Raw genomic sequence first — 26114 nt, 5'->3', positions numbered from 1 at the left:
TGCTAGCCCTCCATACTGATTACTTGAATTATTTGGCTCACCGGCTCGGCGGCTTCCAAATCTTTCACCGTCAAGTCTATGTCTCCCGCACTAGCCCAGTCACTTGACAAAGAAACAATCGCTTTCCCGGATTTAGCGTCACTGCGTTGACGCACCTGCTCGATAGAAATCCCGCGGCGAGCAAAAATCCCTGCTACCTCGGCTAATACCCCGGTTACGTCCTCGACCTGCAGACGGATACTGTACTTGGAACTCACCTGCTCAGCTGGCATTTGTGGCAAATCAGCATAGGCGGACTCGCGCGGGGCGCTGCCGCCGGAAACTAGGTGGAAGGCAGCGGCCACCACATCGGAGAGCACGGCGGAAGCGGTTTGTACCCCGCCGGCGCCTTGACCGTAGAACATTAGCCTGCCCGCGGCCTCGGCATCAATCACAATCGCGTTGAAGGCTCCTGCGATGCTTGCGAGCGGATTCTCTGGTTTCACCAATACCGGCTCCACCCGGCAAGATACGCATTCGCGTCCCTGTTCATCTTGCGCGAGCTGGGCAATCGCCAACAGCTTAATGGTGCGCCCCGACTCTTTGGCGTCGGCAATATCGTCCGCGGTAATACTGCGAATCCCTTTCACCGCTACCTGATCTAGGGAAACCCGGGTGTGGAAAGCTAGCTGCGCAAGGAGGGCGCATTTGGCGGCAGCATCTAACCCATCAATATCGGCAGTCGGGTCAGCTTCGGCATATCCGAGTTCTTGGGCGGTAGTAAGCGCCTGCTCGAATGACCAGCCTTTCTTTTCCATCTGGTCAAGCATGTAGTTGGTGGTGCCATTAACGATGCCTTGCACCACTTGGACGCGATCGCCAGCTAAAGATTCACGCAATCCGTAAACCACCGGAATGGCTCCAGCGACTGCGGCCTCATAGTAAAGGTCGGCTTCCCGCTCGCGAGAAAGGTCAAACAGTTCCGGGCCGTGTTGCGCGAGGAGGGCTTTATTCCCGGTGACCACGGATTTTCCAGCTTCGAGGGCGCGGGTAATATAGGTGCGCGCCGGCTCGATTCCCCCGATTAGCTCGATTACCAGGTCGGCTTGATCAATCAAAGGCTCCGCCTGGTCGGTAAGCAGGTCGCGGCTAATAAAATCAGGGCGGGGAGCCGCCAGATTGTGTACACAAATCCCAATAATCTCTAGGCTGGCTCCACACCTAGCCTGATAATCAGCGGCGCGTTCTTGCAGTAGACGCACTACTTGCGCCCCCACAGTTCCGCACCCGAGGACTGCTATTTTCACCGCTTGCTTCATGTTCACCCTCTTTTCATCACTTTCGCCGGGGCTTTTTACCCGCCGGGGTTTTCTACTCTAACGGTTATTGGAGTTCGAGCGCTCCGAAGATTTGTCACTGAGATAAACCGGCGGCTCCGGTATCCAGTCGCAGTAGGTCATCCACGGTTTCCCGGGCAACGATATAGCGCGGAGCCGCTTTACGGCTCAGCCCAACTACCCCAGGACGAGGAACCAGATTATAGTTCGAGGCCATTGCCCGCCCATAGGCTCCTGTCGCCGGAATTACCAGCAAATCACCAGCTTGAATATCGGCGGGCAGGGCGATTTCGGGAACTAAAATATCCCCGGATTCGCAATGCATACCCACTATGCGGCAGCTAGCAGCGGGGGCATCAGAAAGGCGCGAAGCTAGGGTCGCCACATATCCGGCATCGTAGAGGGCGGGGCGAATATTGTCACTCATCCCCCCGTCTACGCTCACGTATTTGCGGATAGCCCCGTCCTCGAGCTGCACATCCTTGACCGTGCCCACCTGGTACAGGCTGACGCATACCGGGCCGGCTAGCCAGCGCCCCGGTTCAATCGAAATATGAGGAATATCGGTGCCTGCCTGCTCGCAGGCTTTCTTTACTGAAGCTGCGAGGGAGCGCGCATATTCACTGGCGCTGGGCACGTCCTCGCCCTGATAGGAAATAGCTAGTCCCCCACCTAAATCAACTTCGGGGACGGCTTCACCTAGCTTTTGCACCTGGCCGCGGAAAGCTAGCAACCTCTCGGCTGCTACTTGGAAAGATGCTAAATCTTTGATTTGGGAACCGATATGAGAATGCAGCCCCACTAGCTTTAGATTGGGGGCGGCAATAATCTTTTTGACTGCCTGGAGGGCGGCTCCTGAGGCCAGGGAGAGGCCGAATTTTTGATCCTCGTGGGCGGTGGCGATAAAGCTGTGTCCCCCGGCGTGTACCCCAGTGGTTAGCCGCACCATCACCGGAGCGGTGGTGTTTTCGCTTTCGCAAAGAGACTGTAATAGGTCGATTTCGCCCAGGGAATCTACGATGATCCGCCCAATACCGCGGCGCAGCGCCAAGCGCAAAGATTCGAAGGATTTATTGTTGCCGTGTAACCCGATTTTCTTAGGGTCAGCTCCCATTGCGGGGTTGAGCGCGACTGTAAGTTCTCCCAGGCTGGCGGTATCTATCCCCATACCCGCCCTGGTGATGGCTTCCCCTAAAGCGGTGCACAGGAAGGCTTTGCCCGCATAGTAGACGCTGGCACCGGAAAATCCGTAGCCCTCCCAGAACTCTTCCGCCATTGCGCTGGAAATGGTTTCGGCGCGGGCAGCGAAATCATCCAGGTCAAACAGGTAGGAGGGGGTAGCGAAATTTTGCGCCAGGTCAGTTATTTTTTGTCCGGCAAAAGATAACTGTCCGTCCTCTTCTCGCTGGGTTCCCCACGGCCAGAGCACTGGATTTTCGGCAGGTTCAGGGCAAGTGAGCATCAGGAAAACCTTTCAAGGATTCAGATTGGTGGGCAACCGCGGTTACATTCGCTAAATTATTGCCAAGCTGACAACTCTTTCAAAACCGTCCATTAAGAAAGACAATCCCTATGGAGACGATATTATTTGCTGGTGGTACGCTCCCTTCCACCACTGCCGGTCAAACACTAATTCCAGCAACCGGGGCGGTCTCGCCTCTCTTCTTATCGGGTAGCGTTGTAAATCGTTTTAAGCATACGGATGCGCTGTTCAAGAGGTGCATCCTTAGGCACACAGATCTTTGCCCCTAGGTACTTCGCTCCCCCTCGTATTGCAGCCTTTGAACATCTAGAAATTTCTTCTTCACTCATGAGTGAGCTGGGTTCATCCGGTTGCGAAGGAAGGTGACCATCAATCCAGGCATACCCGTAAGCACATTCTTGAGAACCGGCACCTGAGAAAAATACTCCCGCAAGTACTCCAGCCTGTCCGGCTTCTAGAATGTGCTCGTAAGGAGTTGCGGCACTTCTACCTTCTACGGCAGATCTACCCCAGTTAAGGTGAATTTCAAGTCCCAGGGTTCGGCAAATCTCGATTTCTTCCTTAAGCGATAAAAACCCTTTTTCGGGTGGCTGTTCCTTAATGAAACGGTCACAGTGCTCGACCACGATCGTTGCTCCGCTCCAGTCCAGTTCTTTTAGTTCTTCGAGGGAGGTGCGAAAAGCGTTTGCATCCGCTAGACGAGTAGGGGCGGAATGCACTTGCACCTTACTCACTGCGGCATGCCCTAAATAATCGGAAAGCTCTCTGGCTACCTCGGAAATTTGCTTAGCCTGGGCAATAGCGAGGCCGCGTCCTTCCTCATCCGCACAGGCGAGACCAAATAAAGGATTTTTTCCAACATTTTGCATCGTGCCGGGAATCGCGGTGATTGTGTTCGAATCCCATTGCGGGCACAGTCTCTCTGCCAGCCAAGTAGCATTATCGGCAAGATCACCAGGATAAGGAATTTCAATTCCGTCTACCCAATCAAGTTGTCCAAGTAAGCGATAGTACTCATCTTGTTGATTTGTATCGGGCATGGACGCATAGGCACCGACTACGAATTTCTGACTCATAGTTATCTCTTTTCTTAAGGAAGCTACCTTGCTTCCAACTATAAATTTGTCTGACAAGATGAAATATTAGTTGACAAGCATCGGAACAGCAACAGCGGTGGTGTCGTACACTTCAAATGGATTGTGAGCAAACAGGGAGTAGCGATCTTGCTAACACCTTATTTAGTTTGAGCACCTAGATAATCCCCACCCACGGCAGCTAGCGGTGATTGTTGCATTCACACTAATTTTTGGGATTTTATTCCGGGTAGCTGCAACATGAAGCAGCAATTGGGGAACGTGTAAAAAATTTCGCGATTTTTTTACACGTTTTTTCGATATGTAAAACTGCTTTACATATAAATCCCGCCCGCGGCAGCTGCGGGAAGCACTGCCTGCAAGCCAGGGTTATCAGCAGCTACTAGCTTCCCCACCAGATTTGTGGTTTACCCCGGTCAGGGAGTGGTGGAGGCTTGGTAGAGGGTGAACAGATGGGCAACTATTTTACGTTTGACGCCCCATCAACTAGCTGTATCGCACTATTGATTACATCAGCAAAAGTAATTTCACCTACATAGTTATTCTTCCTCGCATAAGCCCGCCATCTATCCAAAAAGGACTGGTCATCTTTTATCGATTCCAGGAGACTACGCAGTTTCTCAAGGTTAAACTCCGTATTCCGATAACGAAATGTTCGACGGCACGCTTCCTTCAATGTCGCTTCATTAATATGATGCCTTTGGGAGTTATAAAGTATGTGCAGGTCGTAATAGTCTTTGCTGCGACTATTGAAAAAACCTCGAGAATAGATAGTCTGCAGTTTTTCCGCGATTATCGTTTCTAACGGGTAAGCCTCAATAGGGATGCTTTCATCACTAAAAATACTGGTAAAAATATATTCAACTGGAGACGGAGTTACGGGGTCACCAGTAGCAATATCAAGGGGGAGAATATGTCTAGTATTCCCCAATCGGCATGCAATACGGACACGATACCCTCCGTATTGGTCAGCCTCACGAATGGGGACTATATCTTGAATCTCATAGGCGAGGTCACCAGATTCTTCTTCTAGAGCCGGAGTTAGCACCTGCTCTATTGATTCCGGCGCCATTTCCAGATTGCGGATTAGAAAATCTATGTCTACCGTACTTCTGGTTTGCACTCCAACTACATTCGAGAGCAGAAATCCACCCTTAAAAATGAAACGATCTTTATTTTCTCCAGCAGCCAAGCGTTTTAGAAGATTTTCCAGGAAGTAATAGAGCAACACAGTATTAAAACTCAATCCCATATTCTCTGCCACTTTGTGACAAAGCGCGATAATTTTGGCTCTATTCATGCACGATCTCCATTATGTCTCTTACCCGGTTCTCTATCCGCATCGCCCGCGCTATCGTCCACAAAAGATGAATATCTTTGTTTCGATATTTCGCGTAACCCTGAATTGTTTTAACGTAAGTTTCGGGATCTATATTCTTTTTATGAGCGATAAAATCGCATACTATTCGCTCATAACCATAGATTTTAACTGGATTACCATAGCTGGTGGGGACACAAGTAATACCCATTTTGAAAATATCTGGGCTGACGTAGTTTATGGAAAGCCGCCAGGGTGGATTATTTATCTTATAGCTGTTTTCTACCGTAATATCGATGCCATCTGGAATTATATCTGTCTGTCCCAACAAAATGAGAGCGGTTTCGTACGAAAAAACGGTTTTCTTAAACCTGTGCTGGAGAATAAAGAATTCATCATATTCGCCATCCGGAACTCCGTACAGCCCTCGCGCCAGACGAGTTAAACGCCCATCCCTGACCATCCGCGTCAGGTAAACAGTGGGGATACCTTGCTCCCTGCAATGAGACGCCGTAATTACGCCTTTTCGTGCGTCAATACAGGCCAAGATTCTATCTTGGTAATCCACACCAGCACTTGTTGTGTTCACACTGAAACTTTATAGTTTTTTCAGTGTAGATACAACAATAAGTGGCGATAGGGAGACGCTGCTTACAAGCCAGGGATATCAGCAGCTAGTAGCTTCCCCACGAGATTTGTGGTTTACCCCGGTCAAGACGTGATGGCGGTTTGGTAGAGAGTGAACAGGTGGGCGGTGATTTTGGTTTCGTCACCGGCAAAGTCCACCCCGTAGGCAGCTTCCACTGCCCGATCTAGTTGGGCGTGCGCCCGGGCTAACTCGGGATAGAGGAAATCATTGTCCGGGTCATACAGTTCCGCCAAGGTAGCCGGGGCATAGGCTTTTCTTTTTTCGAGGACGAGGGCGGCGGCCTCCTCGATTGCTCGCTTTTGCTGCGGAGTGGGGTCTGGCCAAATAAAAGTGTTATAGACGGTGGTATTACCGTAGCTATAATCGCTTTTCAGCCTGCCAGCAACCACTCGCATCCAGGCGTTATGGAACTGAGAAGTGAGCACACCGAAATGGTAAATATCAGCGGTGGGAACAAAATAGAGTTTGTCTCCCGGAATCATCCCGTCAGTAACAAAGCCAATCGGTATATAGCGTCTACGTTCTGAGGACACCTTTGGGAACCCGAGATAAGTTCCGTCTCGGAATTTTCCACAGGGACGCAACAGGTGCGGACGATCTGCCAGCTTATAGGCGTCGCCGGTTGGAATCTGTTGCAAGCGCCACTGCCGGCAAGCCTCAATATGTTTGCGCACTTCGGGCACTTCTTTGAGTTCCGCTCCGGTAATCTGCGGTAGCCACAGGCAATAGCGGTCGATGCCTTTTATAAATTCTGCCCCCATAGAGAATGGGCGAATCCACTTTTCGGCTGCTGGTTCTTTAGCTAGTAGCTCGTCACGGTGCTGGGCGGAAAGCAATAGATTTTGGCCGTCAGTAGGCTGGAAACCTTTGGCCATATATGGCACATCAGAAAGCGGTTTCATCTGCTTGTCTACAAACACATCCGGGGCAGCTGTTAGATAACCGTTAATATGTTCCACTTGCTGGCGGCGAGACTCGCCCTCTTTAGGATGCTCAAAAAGATATTTCGGCTGCTCATCCTGATAAGAAAATCCAATAATCACCACATGCACGTGGGCTTGATTCTCCGCTTCGTTCCCCCAAACGAAACTGCGGTGGGCAAAGTTAATGCGAATCCCGTCCTCAAACAGCGGTCGCCAAAGCGGGGTAACCTGCTGTCCTTGGCAAATACTGTTGGTAGACACGAAAGCCGCCCGAATCTGGGTGCCGCGCATATAGTCGGCGGCTTTCTGATACCAGGAGGCTACATAATCCAGTACCCCCCCCCCGCTTACCAAATAAATTCGCGCGGTCTTGCTTTTGCTCCGGGGAGTGATTGGAGTAGCCAATAAACGGCGGGTTGCTGATTAAAAACGAGCATTTCTCGGCAGGAAGCAGCTGCTCCCAGTCCATGCGGATCGCGTTCGCCAGCACAATATTGGAGTCATCGCGCAGCGGTAAATCCGCTACTTCCCGCTGCAAAATCGCCGCCGTTTCCCCATTAGCCTGCAGCTCGGCAATCCACAACGCAGTGCGCGCCACCGCCACCGCGAAATCATTAATTTCAATCCCATAGAACTGTCCCAAATTCACTTTTATCTGGTTAGTCGCGGCGCCCTCCTGCTCGAACTCCCACGCCTGCTGTCCCCGTTCTAGCTCCGCGATCACCTGGTTTTCCAGGCGCCGCACCTCGATATAGGTTTCGGTCAGGAAGTTCCCAGATCCGCAAGCGCTATCCAGCCAGGTCAAACTAGCTAAACGATTTTGGAAAGCCCGCAGTTTCGCCCGCCGCGACCTATCGGAAATCCCCGGATCAGAAAGAATCCCCTCTAGCTCATTCTTTAGGCGGTCAAGAAACAGCGGATCAATCACCCGATGGATATTTTCCGGACTGGTATAGTGCATTCCTCCACTGCGGCGAGTTTCCGGGTTCAAAGTCGACTCAAACACGCCCCCAAACACAGTGGGAGAAATCTGTGACCAGTCAGTTCCTTGCGATACCTCGTTAAGCAGCAAATCGCACAGCTCCTCGGTAAAGTTCGGAATCTCTAAAGCCCGTCCCGGTTCCCCCGCAAACGAAGAAGGAAAAACCGTAGCCCCGTCCCCGGCACTAGCCCCTGCCAGCGCGTCCTCTCCATCATCAAATCCCGTAGCAACACCAGTGCCAGCAGCAGAATCGCGGAACAGTCCCCCATTCACATAGGGGAAAACCGCCAGTTCTTCCTCCAGATAGGGATCTCGCTGTTCAAGTGGGGTATCTAGCACTTGGAACAGGCGTTGCAGCGCTCCCCGGGTTTGGGAAGCGGTAAAACCCCGCAGGTAACGCAGCAGCGCGTCCTTACCAAATAGCCCCGCGTCCTCGGCAAAAAGGCAGAACACTAGCCGCACACAAAGCACATTTAGGCAGTGCTGCGACCAGGCAGAATCTGGGTCTTGGTATTGCTCCAATAGGCCGCGATGCAGCTTGCCAATCAGCTGTCCGGCGCGGATTGAGACTTGGCGTTCCTTTTCCGTGCGCGAATATGCCGGGTCAATCAAAAAATCCAACAGATAAGACTGTTCGGGCAGTTCCGTTAACGAAAACTCGATATAGTCACCGGCAGGGTCATCCTTGTTGAGGTCATGCAGGCGGAAACACTCGAAGTTGCAAACAATAATAAAATCTGGGCGTTGCCGATTCGGCAAAGCATCTGCATAGCGTTTAGCCTGCTCAAAAGGGGTAACCATTTGACCTTGGCGCAGCTCGCCCCGATCTAGGTTCACGCCGGAAGATTTTTGTTCCACGATGGTGCGTGCCGATGGAATCACCACGTCAATAAATCCGCCCGCCCGCGTGCGCTGCTCGAAGCGACACTTGGTAGAAACCTCGCGCATACCCAATACGTCTTGCAGCAAGGACAGCCAAAAACTGTGGGTTTCGCCCTTTTCGTAGCCGTGACCTGCCCATTGTTGCACGAAAAGTTCCGCCGCCCGCCACCGGATACCTACTCCACTCACCACGATTTCCTTTATTGCCTAACGTCACCGTCACCAGTCACGCTACCTCGCTTTGGTTACCTTGCCAGCCTACCCGCAATCCCCCAGTTTTCTTCGGTTCACGTCCGGTCACTACCCCGCTACAGCTACCCAACGCTACAACCAGCAGGAAAAAGAGCACATAGACCCTTGTTTTAATGTTACCTATTTGGTAACATTTATTCATGTTGATTCGATTTTCCTCGACCAAGTTGCAGAAATCCTGCAGCACCCAGGCAAATCGAAAACGCGCATACGGTAGTCAGATAGCCAATAGCCTCAGGCTTCGCTTAGCTGAGTTACAGTACGCAGAAAATATGACCGACTTATTGCAGGGAACCGGAAAATGGGAACGATTAACTGGTAATTATGCAGGTCACTGGTCGGCTCGCCTTAGCGGAAACTGGCGGCTGATTGTGCGACCAGAAAACACGACAAGGCAAATCGAAGTAGTAGTCGAAGTGGTAGACATACGGGACTACCACTAAAGAAAAGGAGGGAGCGAAATGAATAACGAATACAATTTTATTGCCGCTCCGGGAGAGTTTATCCAAGAGTGGATGGAGGAAACTGGGATTAACCAGGCGGAGCTGGCGCGTCGGTTAGGGGTTTCCCGAAAGCACGTTAGCCAACTACTAATGGGAAAGGCGGCATTGACTCCGGCAACCGCACTCGCCTTAGAGCGGGTAACCGGAGTTCCCTCCCGAATATGGAACCGTTACGAAACCGGATACCGAGATGCTTTACTTCGGGAAGAACAGCGCAAACAGGCAATAAACTCTTATGCAACAGCGAAAAGTTTCCCGCTTGCTCACCTCAGAAAAATCGGGGTAATCACCGCAAATGCGAGAGATAAGGCGGCGACAGTATCGCAACTATTATCCTTTCTAGGAGTCGCCAGTTTTAGCGCATTTTCCGCCAGCTGGTCAGAAAGCAGTATGGCATATCGGCGCCGAGCAGCCTCCCGAAAAGCCGAACTCCCCACCCTCGCATCTTGGCTTCTCCTGGGGGAAAAACAGATTTCAGATAATCTACCAACCTTGAATAAAACGGAAGTTAAAGCCCTGCTACCGCAGCTTCGTAAACTAACTTGCAGTGATATCCACAAAGCGCTGCCAGAGGCACGGCGGTGTCTGCGCGAGGTGGGCGTAGCACTGTGTATTGTTCCTGCCATTAAAGGCTTAGGAGTGCACGGGGTTACTCGATGGGTCAACGACTCCCCGGTGATTCAGTTATCAACACTGTATAAAACCGATGACCAAATCTGGTTCACTCTTTTTCACGAACTCGGTCACGTACTACTTCACAGCGATACCGAGTTGTTTATCAGTGATGATGATTCGCAGGCAGAGAAAGAAGCTGATGCCTTTGCGGCTCAAACTTTAATCCCTGAACCCTATCAAAAATCCTTACCCCGAAAACGGGATCTTAAATTAGTCAAGGAAATGGCTGAAGAAATAGGAGTAGCGCCGAGTATCATCCTCGGGCAAGCGCAACACCAAACCGGTGATTACGCTTGGGGGCATTCACTAAAGCAAAAAATTAACTGGCACGAATTCACAGATTTCCGCTTCCAGAACGGATAACAAAAACTTCATATACCTACAGCAGCTCTACATACCTCGCGGAGGTCTAGATTGCTTGTTCCGCGAGCGTCATTTTGAGTCCGAGGGCTTTCATTATCTTGCTAATAGCCGCGAAAGACGGGTTACCATCTTTCGATAGAGACTTGTAGAGAGATTCACGGTTGAGGTCAGTTTCTTTAGCAAGCTGACTCATACCGTGAGCCCGCGCAATATCACGTAAAACAACCTGCACGGTTTTGGTGTCACCATCTTCGAGTGCAATAGCCAGATAGTCATTCATTGCTTCTTTGCTATCAAGATATTTACTTGCATCAAAGGCTGAAAATGTCACCTTACTCATTACCGTTCCTCCCTTACCTGTTGTGCGAGTTCTTGGGCAATTTGAATATCTCTGGTTTGACTGGATTTATCTCCGCCAGCTAGCAGGAAAACTGTCAATGCACCCAGCTGCGTGTAGTACACGCGATAGCCGGAACCGAAATGAAATCTCATCTCGCTAACTTTTCCACCAACCGCTTTAATATCTCCGAGCATCATAGCGTGCGCTTCACATCTGGCTATCGCATACATAATACGCCGCTGTGCATGTTTGTCTTTCAGCTTTTTTAGCCACTCATCAAACAAGCTACTGGAAATAATCTCCACAGCCCTACTGTAGCCTATGAGCTACATGAGTGTCTAGCATATTGCAATACTAGATTTAAGAGATAGAGCGATTCCCAAGAACAGGGCAAGCCGGTACTGCCGAAAACAGATAGCTCAATTCCCGACTTCAAAGCACTAAGATACTTCACCCCGCTCGTCCGTTTTCACAGATTTCTAGGGTGCGGGGTGTAGAGCAAAGCAAACTTATGCGTTATCACGCAAAGACATTTAGCTGTTCTGGGTGGGGGAAGATTCTTCGGTCATTGTAAATCGACCGCTACTAGACGGCGTTTGTAGGCGCGGCGCAGCGAATTACGTAAAGGAATAAAACCAATCAACACCACGGCAAGAATCGCCCAAGCTGCCGCAATCACCAGCCACAGCCCCCCGCGAGCACCCGCCACATCCACGACGGAACCGCCAAGCCACGCACCACCAGAAATACCTAAAGTGAAGAAAGTATTTAGCCACGCCATCCCCTCGGTGAAACGAGCAGGCGGAACAACCTGCGACAAAATATTGGTGGCGTTAGTCATGGTGGGTGCATAGGTCGCACCGGTTAAGGCTAGACACAACCCCAAAATCCAGGGATTAGACGCGAAAAAGAAAGTAGAAAAACCTATCGCCATTAAGGTGATTCCCCCCAAGAACAAGCGCAAGGCGCTAATCCCCCATTCTTTAGCTCCATAGATCACCGCAGAGCTAAAAGAAGTCACCCCAAACATGGCCAGCAGCAGCCCCGAAATTTGGGCTACCCCTTGCTCGCGACAAAACGCAACTACCGTCAAATCCAGGCCACCGAAAGTAAAACCACAGAGCATAAAAATCAGTCCCAAAATCACCATGGCTGCCGATTTCATCAACGGTTTAGCTTCCTGGTCGCTTAAATCAGATTTAGCGGTCACCACCGGTTCAGTAGCGCGCTGCGATAAAAACCAGAACCCACCAATACCAGAAGTAAGCAAACAAGCCACAATCCCAGCCGCGGGGTGAACCACGGTGGCTAGCACCGTGGCAATAATCGGGCCGAAAATAAAAATCAGTTCATCAACAGCAGCCTCGAAAGCATAAGCCGTATTTAACTTACGCGACCCCGCGAGCAAATGCGTCCAGCGCGCCCTCACAAATGCCCCGAAAGAGCCGGTAGTAGCCCCCGATAACAGGGCAAATAGGTAGAGCGTCCAGCGCGGAGCACGAAATAGCGCCGAGACCATCAAAGCCAACAGTAAAACCAGGGAGCAGGCAACCAGAGGGCGTAAAACTTTGGCTTGCCCGTAACGATCCACTAGCCGAGCCTGAATTGGGGATGCCGCCGCCATCGCGATAACCACTAAAGCATTGACCTGTCCGGCCAGTGAATATTCCCCGTAGAGGGTAGAAATCATTAGCAGGGTGGACAGCCCTGCCATCGCCATCGGGAAACGCGCTACCGCTCCAGCGAGTGAAAACCTAAGAGCGCCAGGGTAGGAAAAAATCTCCCGATAAGACTTAAACATATTCCCTAGCCTACTGTTTTAGCAGTTAGTAGTTAATTTAAGAGGCGGTGAAAAAGGTTACTCCCCCCTCACCTTCTACCGGCACGCCCTGCCCCCACCCTCTCCCTCTTAAAATGCGCACAACGCCGACTTGCGGAGCGGGGCTGGGTAATCACAAAACCCCACCAAGCCCGTTAAACTACCGTTATGGGGTTGTCGAATAATCGGCTTTGGAGACGCGGGTGCACCGCATTAGTGATAATCGGGATTATCTGCATCGTCACCCTCGGATATATCGGGCACCCCGTATTTGCTTGTCGAGTTTTCGCCCTAATGCTGCTGAGCTTAGGGGTTTACCGGCTGCTAGACCGTTCCCCCAAAGCCTGGTGCGCAGTTCGTTCCTGGTGGCTTGACTGTATTGCCCTGTTTTCCCTGTCCATAGCCCTGTTTATTCTCGCCCCTTACGGCGGGATTATTATGCCGACCGGGCTTTAAGCGAGCGACCCCATCGGATCCCAGGCGGGCAACACTATCGGTGCGTCCTCGGAATCGAGGGCTGCGCGATATTCTTCAGGCAGCCGGTCGCGGTGAACTGCGATTTCAAATACGTATTCGTCAAACCAGGAATCATTCATAGTATAGAATCCCTGGTCGGCGCGATCTTCGCAGCCCCAAGAGTTTTCCACCCGCCAGCGGCGCGGAGCCCCATCCAGCATATCTACCCCTACAAACAACATGGCGTGAGTCATTAGGGATTCATGAGAGAGCAGGCGTTCTTCCTTGTCCATCCCAAAATCCACTCCATAAACCGCGCCATAGTCATAAAGATTCTTATCCCACAGTGACAGTTCCCGGTCTGCTTGCTGCTCGGTGTCACAACCGAACCACACCGGTTTTCCGGCCTGCAATACCGTGGCCGCACAATCTTTCATTACCTGCATGGGTACATTCAAGTACCGTACCGGGGCAGCGCCGAGCACATTGCCCAGGCGATCGACGGTATAGGTCTTCCCATACGGGTTGGCTTCGCGCGGATCATTCACCAAGCAAACATAATTCCGCAGGTCATTCACGATATATTTATCGGCGAACTCTTGGGGAGTAACTTCTCCCAGCCGCTCAAACTTGTTGTCTTTATCGTGATATTGCCAAACAAACTTTTCCGGAGGTGTCCCCAGGTGGATATTAAGAATCCGGTGGACTCCTTTGAGCAGTCCCGCCTTTACCTCCCCGACAGTTTCCGGCTGGTTGTGCGCGGCTTTCCGCACCGCGAGGGCGCCCTCCCGCAAGTAACGCTCCAAAATCCGATCCATATTTTTCGAGTTCGAGGAAGATTCGGTTTCCGGCATTGCCCACTTGGGCACTACCCCGTATTTGTCGACTAGCGCCACGAACATATTCCACTGACCACCGTCCCCAATCGGGTCAGACAGCAGGTGGGCAACCGTGCGATCATCAAGATCGCGATCGGCCAGCTCAATTTGAGATTCTAGGAAGTAGTTCGCTTTTTCTAGTTTGTCCCAATAGAACAGGTACGTCTGCGAGAACTCAAAATTTTCTACGTTTAAGCGTTTAATCATCGACGAACGCAGCAGGTTTAGACCGGCGAACAGCCAGCAGCGTCCCGATTTCTTTTGATTAGCGACCGGCCACGCATCCAGTTTGTGGGACATGGAACGGTCAGCGAAAGCAACTACCTGGTGATTTTGTGCCACTTGATCCACGTCAGAGTTAGTCACCGCGTTTTGCATTAGCTTGCCGTGCGGATCCGCGCTAAATTCATTGCGCATTTCCGCTAGCATTTCTGGGGTTAATGTTGCTTCGCGTTCGTTCACTGTTCCTCCTAAAATTGGGCGGATGTCCGCCTTCTGTGGGCAAAACTATCCCGGCAAACTCTCCCGCTTTTGGGTTAATACCGCAGTTTCGCCTTTTTGTTCCTGCTTCCAAAATAGCCCATCGTTCTCACTTAGTTAATTTAGGGCGCTTAACGCTGTGAGGCCGACGCAGATCCACCGGGTTGAACTTAAATATTTTGCGACGAGGACGCATTCCGTCGTTTCCGGTGGCTATCGTGTTTGCGAGATACTTTTCCAGTGCAACCCCTATTTGTCGTCCTCCAGCTGCGCGAGCAGCTCGTCAACCTGCTTAATCCAGATCCGTCCGGAAATATCTGCGGGCATCCGCAGGTCACCTCGAGGACTTAAGCCGAATCCGGAGGTTATTCCTGGTCCGCCAGGTACGCAAGTCCGTTTGAACTGGGAAGTAAAGAAGCGGCGCAAGAACTCGCGCAGCCAGCGCAAAATAGTTTCCAAATCGTATTGGTGACGATCCGCTTCCGGCAGGTCTGCCGGCCAAACCCCGTTATCTTTATCCCGCCAGGCTTGCCAGGCCAGATAGGCAATATCGCGGGGTTCGCGTCCTAACAGCAGGTGGTAGAGGAAGAACTCGTGTAGCTCGTATGGGCCGATAGTGTCCTGGGTGGATTGAAGTTTTTCCCCGCCTCCCGGTATCAGTTCCGGGGAAATTTCTTGCGCCAAAATATCTTGCAGCACTTTAGTGCAAGCCTCGCCGAACAGATTTTGCCGGCAAACCCAGCGAATCATGTATTGCAGCATGGTTTTGGGGATTCCGGGATTAACCGAATAGTGCGACATATGGTCGCCCACCCCATAAGTGCACCACCCTAAAGCCGCCTCCGATAAATCCCCGGTTCCAATCACCAATCCACCCTGATGGTTAGCTATCCGGAACAGGTAATCGGTGCGCAGCCCGGCTTGCACGTTCTCGAAGGTCACGTCATATTGGGCGGCGCCTTTAGCGAAAGGATGCCCCATATCGGCGAGCATTTGCCGAGCAGCGGGGCGAATATCGATTTCTTCGCATTTGATCCCTAAGGATTCACAAAGTTTATAAGCGTGAGATTTTGTGCCTTCCGAAGTCGCAAAACCGGGCAGGGTGTAGGCCAAAATTTGGGATTTTTCGAGCCCGAGGCGGGCGGCCACCTCACTGCACACCAAAATCGCCTGGGTGGAATCTAGACCGCCAGATACCCCCAACACCATTTTGGGGTTACCGACTGCCTGCAAGCGCTTTTTCAGTCCGTAAACCTGAATCTCGAACGCCTGCCGGCAGGCGCGGTCGATACCTGCCTGATCCGTAGGTAAGAATGGGAACCTCGCCGGAGCGGGACCTAGCGCAACCTGCACATCCTTGGAAGTTGCGGCATTAGAAACATTTGCCCAGGGATCGAAAGGTATCGCTGCCCCGGCAGCTCCTACTCCCAGACGAATTTTTACTTCCCAGGGTTTTTCGGGTTGCCCGGCTCTGGCATCCGCGAAACCACTTTCGCGCCGCCGGCGATTGCCGAGGGCGGTCAAATCAATATCGGCCAGGGCAATCTGGGTGTCGGTGGGGAACGGATCGGTTTCCGCAAGCTTAGAGCCGTCTTGGTAGATAAAGGTTCGCCCATCCCAAGCCGAATCGGAGGATGACTCTCCATTGCCGGCTCCCGCGCTCACATAGGCGCAAATCCCGCGCCGCGAAGTGGCTCCTGCCAGGAGTCTCTGTTGGTCTCCGCCCTCTAAAGTAGCAGGATAGGTCGCAGGATTTACGATTACGCTTGCCCCTTGCAAGACGAGTGACAGCGCCAGAGAACGCGCCGCCGCCCCGTCGCTACCAACTTCCGCCCCCACTGCCAGGCCAGCCACGTCCTCGATATTGATTATCCCGTTTCCAATAGGAGCCTCGCTGGCTCCCGGAATCTGGGGCGCCTCCCAGCGAGCATCCGCAGGAAGGTGGGCACCAGAAGTAAAGTCGCGTTTTTCATAAGCTTCACTAGAAAGAAAAACTTTCGGAGTCAGCGCAATAACTTTCCCCCGCGCCAAAAACACCGCACAATCATAGATTTGCCCCGCTATCCGCAGCGGAGCGCCCACCACGATTAGCTCGGCGCAATCCGAAGTGGCTTTGGCCAGCAGTTCTATTCCTTTTTCCACACTCGCTAACAAACGCTCAGAAAACACCAGGTCATCGAGGGTGTAACCGGAGATGCACATCTCCGGAAATACTGCTACACAAGCACCTTGGCGGGCAGCTTGTCGCGCTGCCGCCGCGATTTCCGGTACATTTCGATCCGGCTCGCCGGGATGGCTGGGAATAGTAATGGCCGCGACCCGGGCGAAACCGTGCTCATAAGGGCTAGAAAAAGTCATGTACATATTATTGCACCCGCCCTCGCAACCGTCTGCCTCCCTAAATGTAATCAGCGTCTAATTAGCGGGCGCTGATTTAGTAAGCTCCGGGGTAAATGTGTAGAATCATTGAAGTCCAGCCCCGATAGCTCAGTGGATAGAGCGTTCGCCTCCGGAGCGAAAGGCCGCAGGTTCGAATCCTGTTCGGGGCACCAAATGATTTTCTATGAAATTATTCCCCCATCTGCTAGTTGCCATCCCTACTTGCTGCATAGCTAACTGCTTAAACTAGCTGAAAACTGCCAGTTGCTTATCTTTTTCTTTCTAGGACGCGTGCAGAACCTGGAGTCGTGGGGGGAAAGGTTTTTCCTCCTGCCCAAAATCCGGAAAAACCCCAGGTTTTCCGGATTTAACGCCCGCCCAACCTACTCGGATAAAACCTTTCCCCGCACTCGCTAAAGCACGTCGTCTAGTCAACGCTCTGTGAACTCGAGACAGGACAAAACTTTGCCAAATGAGCCAACAGTCGATAGCGCGTTAGTCACGGTTATGTACTAATGATTTAGATTTTTTTAGGTCTAATTTGTTTGAGCCAGTTCTTCTTAAACTTCCCAATACCGCCGAAGAACTTATTGTAGGTTCCGCCATTTTCTTTCGCTTTGTATTTTATTGCTGCCAGCTCAATGGTGCACAGATAGTCAGCAACCTGCTCCAGGCGATAATCGGTCATAGAAGTTTTCCGGCGTTGAACCGTATGTTTTGAGAGCATAGCCAATATTGCCTGATCCAAAGACTGGCTAACAACGTCTTGACCATTGTCGTAATAAACTTTAATAACCTTGAAGGATTGAAAGTAGTCTAAATGTTCGCGTAAAAATTCTGTTATATCCCGTTTCATACGGGTTTCTAATTGCTTATCATCCACAATATCTTTACTTCGATATCGAAAAGTTACATAGGATACTGGCAAACGCCGAACTAATGTCGCAAAACAGGTAAGAATCTTCTTTCTCTGCTGTATATCCAAGTATCGATATTGCCCATGTCCATTTAGCAAGGGTTCGGAATGAAATGGAATATTAGGCAAATCCGCAAATAAAAGCCGAGATTCATATTGGCTAATACACTGTTTAATGTCTTCTACTTGCTCATGAAAAACAAGAGTCAATAAGTAATAGCGAGAATTAGCGTTTCGATCTCCGCTTTCATCTACGAAAATGCTTAGCTCGCGCATCATCGCACTCCTAGTTAAAAAGCCGGGGGACTCCCCCGGCACTTGGAGGTAGCTTACAGCCACCAATTTCATTTTATCGAAACTGGCATCACTAACACAACTAATCAATCAATTCGGCGGAGATTTCCTTTAGACACTTTTCATCCTGAGGTCGTGCGGGGAAAGGTTTTATCCTAGCAGGCTAGACACACCTGCCATCGCATTTTTCCCTTTCGGATACCTGGTTATAAATCAGAATTGTTTTTCGGGCTTTGCGTTGAAAATTAGTATTTGCTACGGGCAAATACTAATTTTGGGCAGGAGGAAAAACCTTTCCCCGCCCTCACCTATAAGGCACTGTCTAGCTAAAGCAGCTAATGCACTTTTGTTATAGAGAACCGGGTATGCGCGCGTTAGCTGGAGTTTTCCCATAGAGTGGAAGTAGCCCGGAAACTGCCCAGCCCTCCCCAGGCAGGTGTCCCCTACAAGGAGCAGCAATGCGCAAGTTCGCTTTTTTGGATCTAGACGGAACCATAATCGACCACAACCAGGTGATTAGCCCAAAGGTAAAGGACGCTATCACCACCGCCACTGCGAACGGGCACAAAGTTTTTATCGCCACCGGGCGTTCCTATCCGGAGCTTTACCCCTTCCTATTTTCCCTGCCCTTTTCCGGCCTGATTACCGCCAACGGCGCGTACGTAGAATTGGGAGACGAAGTACTGGCCGATCATTCGCTAGATCAAGCCGCCATCGCCGAGTGGACAGATTATTTCCGCCGCTCCGGCGCCACCTGGATTTGGCAAGGAAAAGACCATTTTTATCCCTCCGAAACATTCCTGGATTTTTTCCGTCTCTCCGGCAAATCTGACCGTGCCGCCACTGGGGATTGGTCTGCCTACCTAGAACAGATCACGCCTTACCTAGCCAGTGGAATCCCCACTTCTGCCGGAAAATGCATGTTCTACCTATCCCCGGAAACGCCCTCTAGCTTTGAAGAAGCTCACCGACTGTTCGGGGATCGCTATATGGTGATCCCCGGGTCAGTTGATGTGCGCGTAGGGGAAGTGGTGGAACTGGGCGTAAAAGGGGTTAATAAAGGCAGCGCCATGCGGGAAGTACTCCACCACTTTGGCACAGGCTCAGCTCAGGCACTCGCGATTGGAGATTCCGCAAACGACTATGAAATGGTGCGCGAAGCAGGCATCGGGGTGTGCCTGGCAGGCGGGGCAGAAGAACTTAGCAAGATTGCCGACTGGGTCGCTCCCCCGATTGAAGAGGACGGAGTGGCGGCCGCCTTTGAACGCTTCGGTTTACTGGATCCCGCTTAAGGGTTAAAAGAACTTATAACCTTCCAGATCAGTAAAGGTGAATCCTTTGCCGGTAGAAACGTTTACGCAGGTAGCATCGGTACCGCCGAAAGTGCAGGCATATTTACCTAGCTGAGTGTATTGACCGGTTCCCAGCGGCTGCAGATCAAAGCGTTTACCACTGTTATCCTTTTGACCAGATTTCACGTCTTGATACAGCGGAGTAGTGCCATTTACGCACCCACCAATACCAGAGGAACTATCCCACACCCCCAGCACGGACAGGCGAAGATCACCCTGTTTACACTTTCCGACGTTACCGGCAGCTTCAAAATTACTGGCGGTAGCACAGACCACGCCGCTGCCACTTGCGAGAGCACCCGAACCATCGGCTGCTAAGGGAACTAGTGGCGGCACGCCATCCTCAAGTTTTTCCGCAATGGTACAAACCACAATCCCGGATTGGGAGCGGAAAGTTACTCGCTTTTTATCCCCTCCCAATTGTGCCGGAGTCACTGGTTGTGCCGCTAACACTTTCTTGACCTGCTCAGTTTGGGTAGTGGACACCGGTTTAGGCTCGGGAGCTGCCACGGTTCCAGTAGTGCCTGCCTGAGATCCCAGAGGAACCGCTGAGGGCACCTTTCCGGTACTAAGCCGCACTATCTGCCAACTAACTAAAGCAATTAAAACCAGGATTACCAGTCCATATAGTAACCACCACGGGGATCGCCGCGAGGAGGTTACTTGCGGAGAATTCCCTTCTGCTTCGCCAGAGCTTGAAGCGTTCAAAGTTGAGGAAGCGATTGCCTCGGAGCTAGTTGGCGTTAATCCGCTAGGGGTAACTGCCTGAGGCTGCGGGGAAGTGCGGTTATTTTGCGGTGCCGGCAGGTTACTGGGCATTGTGCCATAAACCGCAGCAGGCACATCATAGTCCCCCGCTGCTGCCGAAGAGTCCGCACGCGGGCTCAGCTGCTCTGAAGCAGGATAAGGTGTGGCCGGGCGCGGAAGAGAGCCGGGATCTGCTGGCGGATAGTTTTCAGCAGACTGGGAAGGCTCTAGGGCCGGCTGGACGTTTTGATACGGAGGCTCCGCTGGACGAGGGTCTCCTGCCCGAGCTGGGGGTACCTGCTGGTATAGGTTGGGATCCGGCTCTGCCGGCAGGGGAACCTGGGGAATCCCACCCACAGCATGCGGCGGCTGGGCAGGTGGCTGTGATTGTTGACTGGTAGAGCGGGGAGGGAAATAGCGGCCTTGCCCCGCTTCCGGGGCGTGCGGATTCACCTGTGGCTCGCTCTCGCCGCGATAACCGTAACCGGGCTGCTCACTCACGCTAGCCACTCCTCATTCACATCGGCGCTGCGTCCTTTGGACAGCAGATATTGGTTGAAATGCTGCGCCCATTCGCGATACTGATCGCGCTGGTAGTCTTGCAGTTGCCGCAAATCCATTTGCTCTAGTTGGGGATAGGCAGCGCAAAGTGCTCGTAAAACCGCGATTGTTTGCCGCACATCCACCAGGGCATCATGCAGGCTATCCGTCCCGCGCACCTGATAAAACTCCGCTAGTGCCCCTAGGGTGCGTTTCCCCTTACGGTAGCGATCCAAAGCCCGATCTAGTACCAGAGGGTCAATTATCGGCAAAAACTCTACCCGTTCGCGCATAGTGGGTAGTCCCAGACGCTCCAGATGATGATCTAGCAGCGGCAGGTCAAAAGAGGCGTTATAGATAACCACCGGGATCTGTGCCTGACCGCAGGCCTCAAGCACCTGGGCAACCTCCGTCACCACTTGCTCTAGGGGGCGTCCATGTTCGCGGGCATACTCGGTAGAAATCCCGTGCACTTGTTGGGCTGGTTCTGGGATAGGAACCCCGGGATCGGCCAGCCAGGTTTGTTCTCGGGTTTGCCCGTGCCGCCATTCCACGCAGGCGGCGGTAACTATCCGATCACTGGCAGGCTTTACTCCCGTGGTTTCGGTATCGAAACCCATAAATGGCCCTTTACTCCAACCCACCAATTACTCCTTGCCTCGCGCGATACTTACTGCACCTGTTGTTCAAATAATACGTGGTTACTTAACTGCTGAATGATAATTGGGAGCTTCAGCGGTCATCTGCACATCGTGCGGATGGGATTCCCGCAGGCCAGCACCAGTAATCTTTACGAAACGACCACGCTTCTTCAGGGTGGAAATATCGTGAGAACCGGTATAGAACATGGATTGCCGCAGTCCTCCGATTAGCTGATAGAGCACCGCCGAGAGGGCACCGGAGAACGGCACCTGCCCTTCGATTCCTTCCGGAACGATTTGGGCATCGCTAGTTACTTCCGCCTGGAAATAGCGATCTTTGGAATAGGATTTGCGTCCGCGCGAACTCATTGCTCCCAGCGAACCCATGCCGCGGTAATGCTTATACTGTTTGCCATTCACGAACACCAATTCACCTGGTGATTCTTCGCAGCCTGCCAGCAAAGAACCCAGCATCACGGTATCGGCGCCAGCCACCATGGCTTTGGCAATATCACCGGAATACTGCAAACCACCATCGGCAATCAATGGCACTCCTGCTTTCGAACAGGCCTGGGCAGCCAGGTTAATCGCAGTAATCTGCGGTACCCCCACTCCGGCAACTACGCGGGTGGTACAGATCGAACCGGGACCTACCCCGACTTTCACCGCATCTACCCCGGCATCAATCAGTGCCTGCGCGCCCTCGGCAGTAGCCACATTTCCCCCAATAATGTCGATATCGGAGAAAGTGGGAGAGGCTTTCAGCTTCTTAATCATCTCCAGGGCGAGCTTTGCGCCCCCGTTGGCGGTATCGACTACCAGCACGTCTACTTCCGCCTCCGCCAGGGCTTCGGCGCGTTCCCAGGTATCTCCCCAATATCCGAGAGCGGCTCCTACCCTTAAGCGTCCCTCTTCGTCTTTAGTGGAGTTGGGGTATTGTTCGGTTTTCACGAAATCTTTTACGGTGATTAGGCCGGTCAGGCGACCTTCATCATCGACTAATGGCAGTTTTTCAATCTTTTTTTCTGCTAGTAGTGCCCGAGCTTCCTCGCGGGGCATTCCTTTACGCCCGGTAGTAAGCGGCATCGGGGTCATAGCATCGCGAACCTTTACCGTGGCCCACTTGTCGGCGGGAATGAACCGTAGATCCCGGTTGGTGATAATTCCTTTGAGTTTACGATCCTCATCCACTACCGGCAGTCCGGACACCCGGTAATGTCCGCATTCTTTATCCAGTTCCAACAGGGTCGCATCCGGGCCGATAGTTACCGGATCGGTGATCATTCCGGATTCAGACCGTTTGACTTGGCGCACCTGCGCGGCTTGCTCCGCAATCGGCAAGTTGCGGTGGACGATTCCGATTCCCCCTTGGCGCGCAATCGCGATCGCCATATTAGCTTCGGTAACCGTATCCATGGCTGCAGATATTACCGGGGTGTGTAAGGTAATCCGTTTGGTTAGCCTGCTGGAGGTATCGACTTCGGAGGGAATAACATCGGTAGTTTCGGGAAGTAACAGAACGTCGTCATAAGTTAGCCCGTCGAGGGCATCCAGGTGTTCGATAATCACCTTTTTAAGGTTAGCGCGAAGAGCCGGGCTCCCGCCACTTTCTTTCGGCTATTAACCCCAATTCCAGCAATTTTTCCATTAGATGTGACTCGTTTTACCTTGGGATGAAAACTTGAAAGATTGCCGCTCGCCTCGAATGCTTTTTACTCCGCCTAGAGCATTGTGCCTGCACCCGACTTTACTGTTCGCTGAGCGCTAACCCGCAATCTTTACCCTATTGAGCTGCAGATTAATCTACTGTTTACATTTTATTCACCGCAGAATGGTCTATTTTTCAGAGAACCGTAAGATATCTCCTCCATACTGAGCGATAACTAACAGGGATAAAAAGGAGTATCGAATGAGCGACATCTCGCGACTTCCCGGACCGGTGGCTGATTTATGGGAGTGGCAATATCAGGGAGCTTGCCGCAACCTAGACACCGAACAGTTTTTTCATCCCGAGGGCGAACGCGGGGGAACTCGCCGCAGGAGAGATGATGCCGCCAAAGCTATCTGCGCCAAGTGTCCGGTGATCGCACAGTGCCGCGAATATGCGTTGGCAGCGCAAGAACCCTACGGAGTATGGGGCGGTCTTACCCAAGAGGAACGGCGTGAGCTGATTAGGCAAAGTCGCGAGGAAGCCCAGCGGCTTACCGCTTAATCAAAGTCCGGATACGCGCAACTCAAAACAGGATTTCTTTTTCAAAGCTCTTTTGACTATTCATTGCTAAGTATTCAATATCGACAGGCAGCTTAATCTCTCGAAAACAATGTGCCCGTTGATTCCCTACTTAACAGTTTGTACCCAACTGTTACATCAGATAGCTTGGAATCTGGCTCATCAAACAGTATCTTTAACCCACCAACTGCTTTACGACTAATAGTCGCAAGATCCGCAGATATCGTAGTGATTGGAGGGGTGCAGAAAGCGGCGAATGGGATATCGTCCCAACCTGAAATCATCGTGTCTTGCGGAACCATAAAACCGCTTTCTTGGCAAGCCCGTAGTGCCCCCAGCGCGAGTAGATCATTCATACAAATAATGGCATCAGGCGGCCTTCCCTTTCCGAGTTGAGCAGATACCGTTGCATACCCGTTTTCTAATGTCCACGGCGAAGCGGGGAGCTGTATCCATGCATCTTCACAAAATCCATTCAAACTTGCGGCTTCTATAAACCCTTGTTTTCTCAACTTTCCCGCCGAACGGGTAGCCATTGTGTCAGAATCACCTACAATCCAAAAAGATCGTGCGCCTCGGTCAATAAGATATTCCATCATCTTTCTAGCGGCACTAACGTTATCGATAGAGAGATGAAGCAATCCAGCGTCATGAATCCTTTCTCCCAGTAGAACTACAGGAATTCCCAGATCCAACTCGCGCAGCTCTTGTCCAGAAAGTTCAATCGGGGAAATAATAAGGCCATCGACCGAACCAGTATGAAAATCCTCCAACACTTGACGCTCAACACTGGCACTTCCACGAGTTTCACGTACTATCAGAGTAAGGCCAACCCGATTAGCCTCCACCTGGATTGCCTGTGCAAGCATAGAAAAATAAGGCCAAGTAATATCAGGAACCGCTAATGCAATCAGCTTAGTTCTACCACTACGGAGCTGCCGAGCTGCTTTATTTGGACGGTATCCAACTTCCGCAATCGTCTTTAAAACCCGCTCACGCGTGTGAGGAGCGACGTACTGATAGTTTCGCACGACGTTCGATACGGTCCGCTGAGAAACACCTGCTTTCTTAGCCACATCTGTCATAGTAGGTCTTAGATTTTTTCTTGTAGTCACTAACTCCCTCCCCGCCTCGCCCGTAACACAAGTATTATTTATAACGATGGGCCAGGTTTTAACCTGGCCCATCATCAATGCTACTTACTAGATCTTGCTACCTAAGCATACCTTCAACATCTGTTTGCAGGTTATTAAGTGTAGAATCTACTGGCTCATTATTTAACCAAGTTGCTTCTATTCCCTCTTGTATTTTATCGCCAATGGCAGGCCATTTTGCGAGGCGAGGTTGCATATGAGCATACTTAGTGGCCGTATCAAAATACTGTGCACGGTGTGGAGCATTCTTGTAAGCATCAGACATCAGCGCCGTCTGCGTTGAAGCCATATGTCCGGTAGCTACAGCCCAATCCCCGGTGTGTCCGTAAAGGAATTTCACAAATTCCAGTGCTGCACGATACTTAACCGGGTCATTATTATCCTGAATCGGGATCGCCCAGGTATGGGAGTTTGCCCAAGTGTATTTCTTAGAAAACAGCATGGGAGCATTCGTGGTTTCATAATGGAAGGGAACTTCCTTGTCGTATTGATCCACAGCCCAAACGCCGTTATACATAATCGCAGATTCACCTTTCATGAAGGACTGCTGAGAAGCGTCATAATCATGAGTCGGAGTGGTATATCCTTTTTTAACTAGTTCGTTCATGAATTTAAGCACGGTTTTCGATGCTTCTGAGTTTATTTTGACGGTATTACTCTTAGCGTCAATAAACTGTTCACCTTGCTGCCAAATAAGAGACATCCACAGGCGCCCACCCATTGGATCCTTGGACAGTGCGATATCTATGTAGTTCTTACCGGTCTTTGATTTAACCGCCTCAGCATCGGCGAGGAATTTCTCAGGAGAAGTGGGCATATCGTATGTCCCATCAGGATTAGTTAGTCCAGCTTTTTCGAGAATATCCATATTTAGATGAGAGATTATTGCGTGCGTGTCGAACGGTACCGCATAGTTTTTACCCTCATATTGAATAGCATCTTTGGCGGCATCTGTGGCATCGGAAAGATCTATTCCTAAGCTATCGTCCAGTTCCAGTAGTGATTTCCTGGAAGCATAATCGGGAAGATTCGCTCCATGCATTACTGTTACATCTGGACGATCGGTACTCGCTAAGGCAGCGTTCAAACCGTCATAGAAAGAATGCCACGTAGCCCCACCGAGCCTATTGATTTTTATGCCCCACTTATTTTCTGCCACAAACTTATTAGTGAGAATCTGAATCGCCTCACATTCAGTCGTCGCCTTGGAAATATCCGTGACGTTTTTCGTTGTATCATCACAGTCCCCGAAGAAACGAGCCAAATTAATTGTCGTTCCTTTAAGCTGATCATCAGTTACCGCATTTATCTTGGATGCGAGATCTTTGGAGCTAACAGCTTCCTTTCCTGCGCTCCCCCCACTCGCTCCACAGCCGGTCAGAAGTAGAGAAGAAGCGACTACTCCTACCGCTAGCTTGTTAATCATCTTCATTGTTGATTCCTTTCCA

The 26114-nt window shown here is 51.4% G+C and carries 22 protein-coding genes, 1 tRNA gene and 1 pseudogene; 6 read left to right on the top strand and 18 right to left on the bottom strand.

Annotation, left to right across the window (positions count from 1 at the left end):
* Nucleotides 1-2 precede the first annotated feature (2 nt).
* The 7 genes and pseudogenes from ACZ5BI_RS00895 to ACZ5BI_RS00865 form a co-directional block, all read right to left on the bottom strand.
* Nucleotides 3-1298 carry a homoserine dehydrogenase gene (locus ACZ5BI_RS00895; protein ID WP_464896418.1) on the bottom strand — a complete coding sequence of 432 codons (1296 nt, stop codon included), beginning with the start codon at nucleotides 1296-1298 and terminating at the stop codon, nucleotides 3-5.
* A gap of 94 nt (nucleotides 1299-1392) precedes the next feature.
* Nucleotides 1393-2778 carry a diaminopimelate decarboxylase gene (gene lysA / locus ACZ5BI_RS00890; RefSeq protein WP_464896417.1) on the bottom strand — a complete coding sequence of 462 codons (1386 nt, stop codon included), beginning with the start codon at nucleotides 2776-2778 and terminating at the stop codon, nucleotides 1393-1395.
* Between the two features lie 203 nt (nucleotides 2779-2981).
* Complete coding sequence (locus ACZ5BI_RS00885; RefSeq protein WP_464896416.1) at nucleotides 2982-3875, bottom strand: DUF4862 family protein; 894 nt, start codon at nucleotides 3873-3875, stop codon at nucleotides 2982-2984.
* Nucleotides 3876-4353: 478 nt separating this feature from the next.
* The gene (locus ACZ5BI_RS00880; RefSeq protein WP_464896415.1) at nucleotides 4354-5193 is read right to left on the bottom strand and encodes a nucleotidyl transferase AbiEii/AbiGii toxin family protein; all 840 of its coding nucleotides are present in this window, start codon (nucleotides 5191-5193) and stop codon (nucleotides 4354-4356) included.
* The gene (locus ACZ5BI_RS00875) at nucleotides 5186-5800 is read right to left on the bottom strand and encodes a type IV toxin-antitoxin system AbiEi family antitoxin domain-containing protein (protein ID WP_316086940.1); all 615 of its coding nucleotides are present in this window, start codon (nucleotides 5798-5800) and stop codon (nucleotides 5186-5188) included. The genes ACZ5BI_RS00880 and ACZ5BI_RS00875 overlap by 8 nt, the downstream gene beginning before the upstream one ends.
* Before the next feature lie 122 nt (nucleotides 5801-5922).
* Nucleotides 5923-8836 (bottom strand): annotated as a pseudogene (locus tag ACZ5BI_RS00870) (DNA methyltransferase).
* Between the two features lie 37 nt (nucleotides 8837-8873).
* Nucleotides 8874-9041, bottom strand: coding sequence for a hypothetical protein (locus ACZ5BI_RS00865; RefSeq protein WP_316087421.1), 168 nt, complete (start codon nucleotides 9039-9041; stop codon nucleotides 8874-8876).
* Between ACZ5BI_RS00865 and ACZ5BI_RS00860 the strand changes: the two genes are divergently transcribed.
* A complete protein-coding gene (locus tag ACZ5BI_RS00860; protein ID WP_316087420.1) occupies nucleotides 9040-9342 on the top strand; it encodes a type II toxin-antitoxin system RelE/ParE family toxin in 303 nt (100 codons plus the stop codon). The two genes, ACZ5BI_RS00865 and ACZ5BI_RS00860, sit on opposite strands and share 2 nt — an antisense overlap.
* A gap of 18 nt (nucleotides 9343-9360) precedes the next feature.
* Complete coding sequence (locus ACZ5BI_RS00855; RefSeq protein ID WP_464896414.1) at nucleotides 9361-10440, top strand: HigA family addiction module antitoxin; 1080 nt, start codon at nucleotides 9361-9363, stop codon at nucleotides 10438-10440.
* Between the two features lie 46 nt (nucleotides 10441-10486).
* Here ACZ5BI_RS00855 and ACZ5BI_RS00850 read toward each other — a convergent pair whose 3' ends face one another.
* The 3 genes from ACZ5BI_RS00850 to ACZ5BI_RS00840 form a co-directional block, all read right to left on the bottom strand.
* Nucleotides 10487-10780: an addiction module antidote protein gene (locus ACZ5BI_RS00850; protein ID WP_464896413.1), complete on the bottom strand. Its 294-nt coding sequence runs from the start codon at nucleotides 10778-10780 to the stop codon at nucleotides 10487-10489.
* Complete coding sequence (locus tag ACZ5BI_RS00845; RefSeq protein ID WP_278606194.1) at nucleotides 10780-11085, bottom strand: type II toxin-antitoxin system RelE/ParE family toxin; 306 nt, start codon at nucleotides 11083-11085, stop codon at nucleotides 10780-10782. The genes ACZ5BI_RS00850 and ACZ5BI_RS00845 overlap by 1 nt, the downstream gene beginning before the upstream one ends.
* Before the next feature lie 260 nt (nucleotides 11086-11345).
* Nucleotides 11346-12581, bottom strand: coding sequence for an MFS transporter (locus ACZ5BI_RS00840; protein WP_464896412.1), 1236 nt, complete (start codon nucleotides 12579-12581; stop codon nucleotides 11346-11348).
* A gap of 186 nt (nucleotides 12582-12767) precedes the next feature.
* Here ACZ5BI_RS00840 and ACZ5BI_RS00835 point away from each other — a divergent pair, with 186 nt between their 5' ends.
* Entirely contained in the window at nucleotides 12768-13055 is a 288-nt protein-coding gene (locus tag ACZ5BI_RS00835; RefSeq protein WP_024059559.1) for a hypothetical protein, read from the top strand.
* Here the strand turns inward: ACZ5BI_RS00835 and ACZ5BI_RS00830 are convergent.
* Both ACZ5BI_RS00830 and ACZ5BI_RS00825 read right to left on the bottom strand, forming a co-directional pair.
* Nucleotides 13052-14395 carry a C1 family peptidase gene (locus ACZ5BI_RS00830; RefSeq protein WP_464896411.1) on the bottom strand — a complete coding sequence of 448 codons (1344 nt, stop codon included), beginning with the start codon at nucleotides 14393-14395 and terminating at the stop codon, nucleotides 13052-13054. The two genes, ACZ5BI_RS00835 and ACZ5BI_RS00830, sit on opposite strands and share 4 nt — an antisense overlap.
* Nucleotides 14396-14662: 267 nt before the next feature.
* Nucleotides 14663-16771 (bottom strand): NAD(+) synthase, encoded by a 2109-nt coding sequence (locus ACZ5BI_RS00825; RefSeq protein WP_464896410.1) that lies wholly within the window; start codon nucleotides 16769-16771, stop codon nucleotides 14663-14665.
* Between the two features lie 118 nt (nucleotides 16772-16889).
* On the opposite strand from ACZ5BI_RS00825, the gene ACZ5BI_RS00820 reads away from it, so the two are divergent.
* A tRNA-Arg gene (locus tag ACZ5BI_RS00820) sits at nucleotides 16890-16965 on the top strand.
* A 347-nt stretch (nucleotides 16966-17312) separates the two neighbouring features.
* On the opposite strand, the gene ACZ5BI_RS00815 is transcribed toward ACZ5BI_RS00820, so the two are convergent.
* Nucleotides 17313-18047 (bottom strand): DUF3800 domain-containing protein, encoded by a 735-nt coding sequence (locus ACZ5BI_RS00815; RefSeq protein ID WP_278620022.1) that lies wholly within the window; start codon nucleotides 18045-18047, stop codon nucleotides 17313-17315.
* A gap of 413 nt (nucleotides 18048-18460) precedes the next feature.
* Between ACZ5BI_RS00815 and ACZ5BI_RS00810 the strand changes: the two genes are divergently transcribed.
* Nucleotides 18461-19294 (top strand): HAD family hydrolase, encoded by an 834-nt coding sequence (locus tag ACZ5BI_RS00810; protein WP_464896409.1) that lies wholly within the window; start codon nucleotides 18461-18463, stop codon nucleotides 19292-19294.
* 3 nt (nucleotides 19295-19297) lie between these two features.
* Here ACZ5BI_RS00810 and ACZ5BI_RS00805 read toward each other — a convergent pair whose 3' ends face one another.
* The 3 genes from ACZ5BI_RS00805 to guaB are packed head-to-tail and all read right to left on the bottom strand — an operon-like array spanning nucleotide 19298 to nucleotide 22851.
* On the bottom strand, nucleotides 19298-20602 hold the full coding sequence (locus ACZ5BI_RS00805; protein WP_464896408.1) for a hypothetical protein: 1305 nt from the start codon (nucleotides 20600-20602) through the stop codon (nucleotides 19298-19300).
* Nucleotides 20599-21285 (bottom strand): exonuclease domain-containing protein, encoded by a 687-nt coding sequence (locus tag ACZ5BI_RS00800; RefSeq protein ID WP_464896407.1) that lies wholly within the window; start codon nucleotides 21283-21285, stop codon nucleotides 20599-20601. The genes ACZ5BI_RS00805 and ACZ5BI_RS00800 overlap by 4 nt, the downstream gene beginning before the upstream one ends.
* Before the next feature lie 57 nt (nucleotides 21286-21342).
* A complete protein-coding gene (guaB, locus tag ACZ5BI_RS00795) occupies nucleotides 21343-22851 on the bottom strand; it encodes an IMP dehydrogenase (protein ID WP_024059669.1) in 1509 nt (502 codons plus the stop codon).
* A gap of 340 nt (nucleotides 22852-23191) precedes the next feature.
* On the opposite strand from guaB, the gene ACZ5BI_RS00790 reads away from it, so the two are divergent.
* Complete coding sequence (locus tag ACZ5BI_RS00790) at nucleotides 23192-23494, top strand: WhiB family transcriptional regulator (RefSeq protein WP_024059668.1); 303 nt, start codon at nucleotides 23192-23194, stop codon at nucleotides 23492-23494.
* A 92-nt stretch (nucleotides 23495-23586) separates the two neighbouring features.
* On the opposite strand, the gene ACZ5BI_RS00785 is transcribed toward ACZ5BI_RS00790, so the two are convergent.
* Nucleotides 23587-24597: a LacI family DNA-binding transcriptional regulator gene (locus ACZ5BI_RS00785; protein WP_464896406.1), complete on the bottom strand. Its 1011-nt coding sequence runs from the start codon at nucleotides 24595-24597 to the stop codon at nucleotides 23587-23589.
* A 127-nt stretch (nucleotides 24598-24724) separates the two neighbouring features.
* Nucleotides 24725-26098, bottom strand: coding sequence for an extracellular solute-binding protein (locus ACZ5BI_RS00780; RefSeq protein WP_464896405.1), 1374 nt, complete (start codon nucleotides 26096-26098; stop codon nucleotides 24725-24727).
* Nucleotides 26099-26114 lie beyond the last annotated feature (16 nt).

This window comes from Varibaculum sp. GTC20041 (assembly GCF_055387755.1).
Note: the sequence above shows the minus strand (reverse complement) of the source record. Positions and strands in the feature narration are given on the sequence as shown.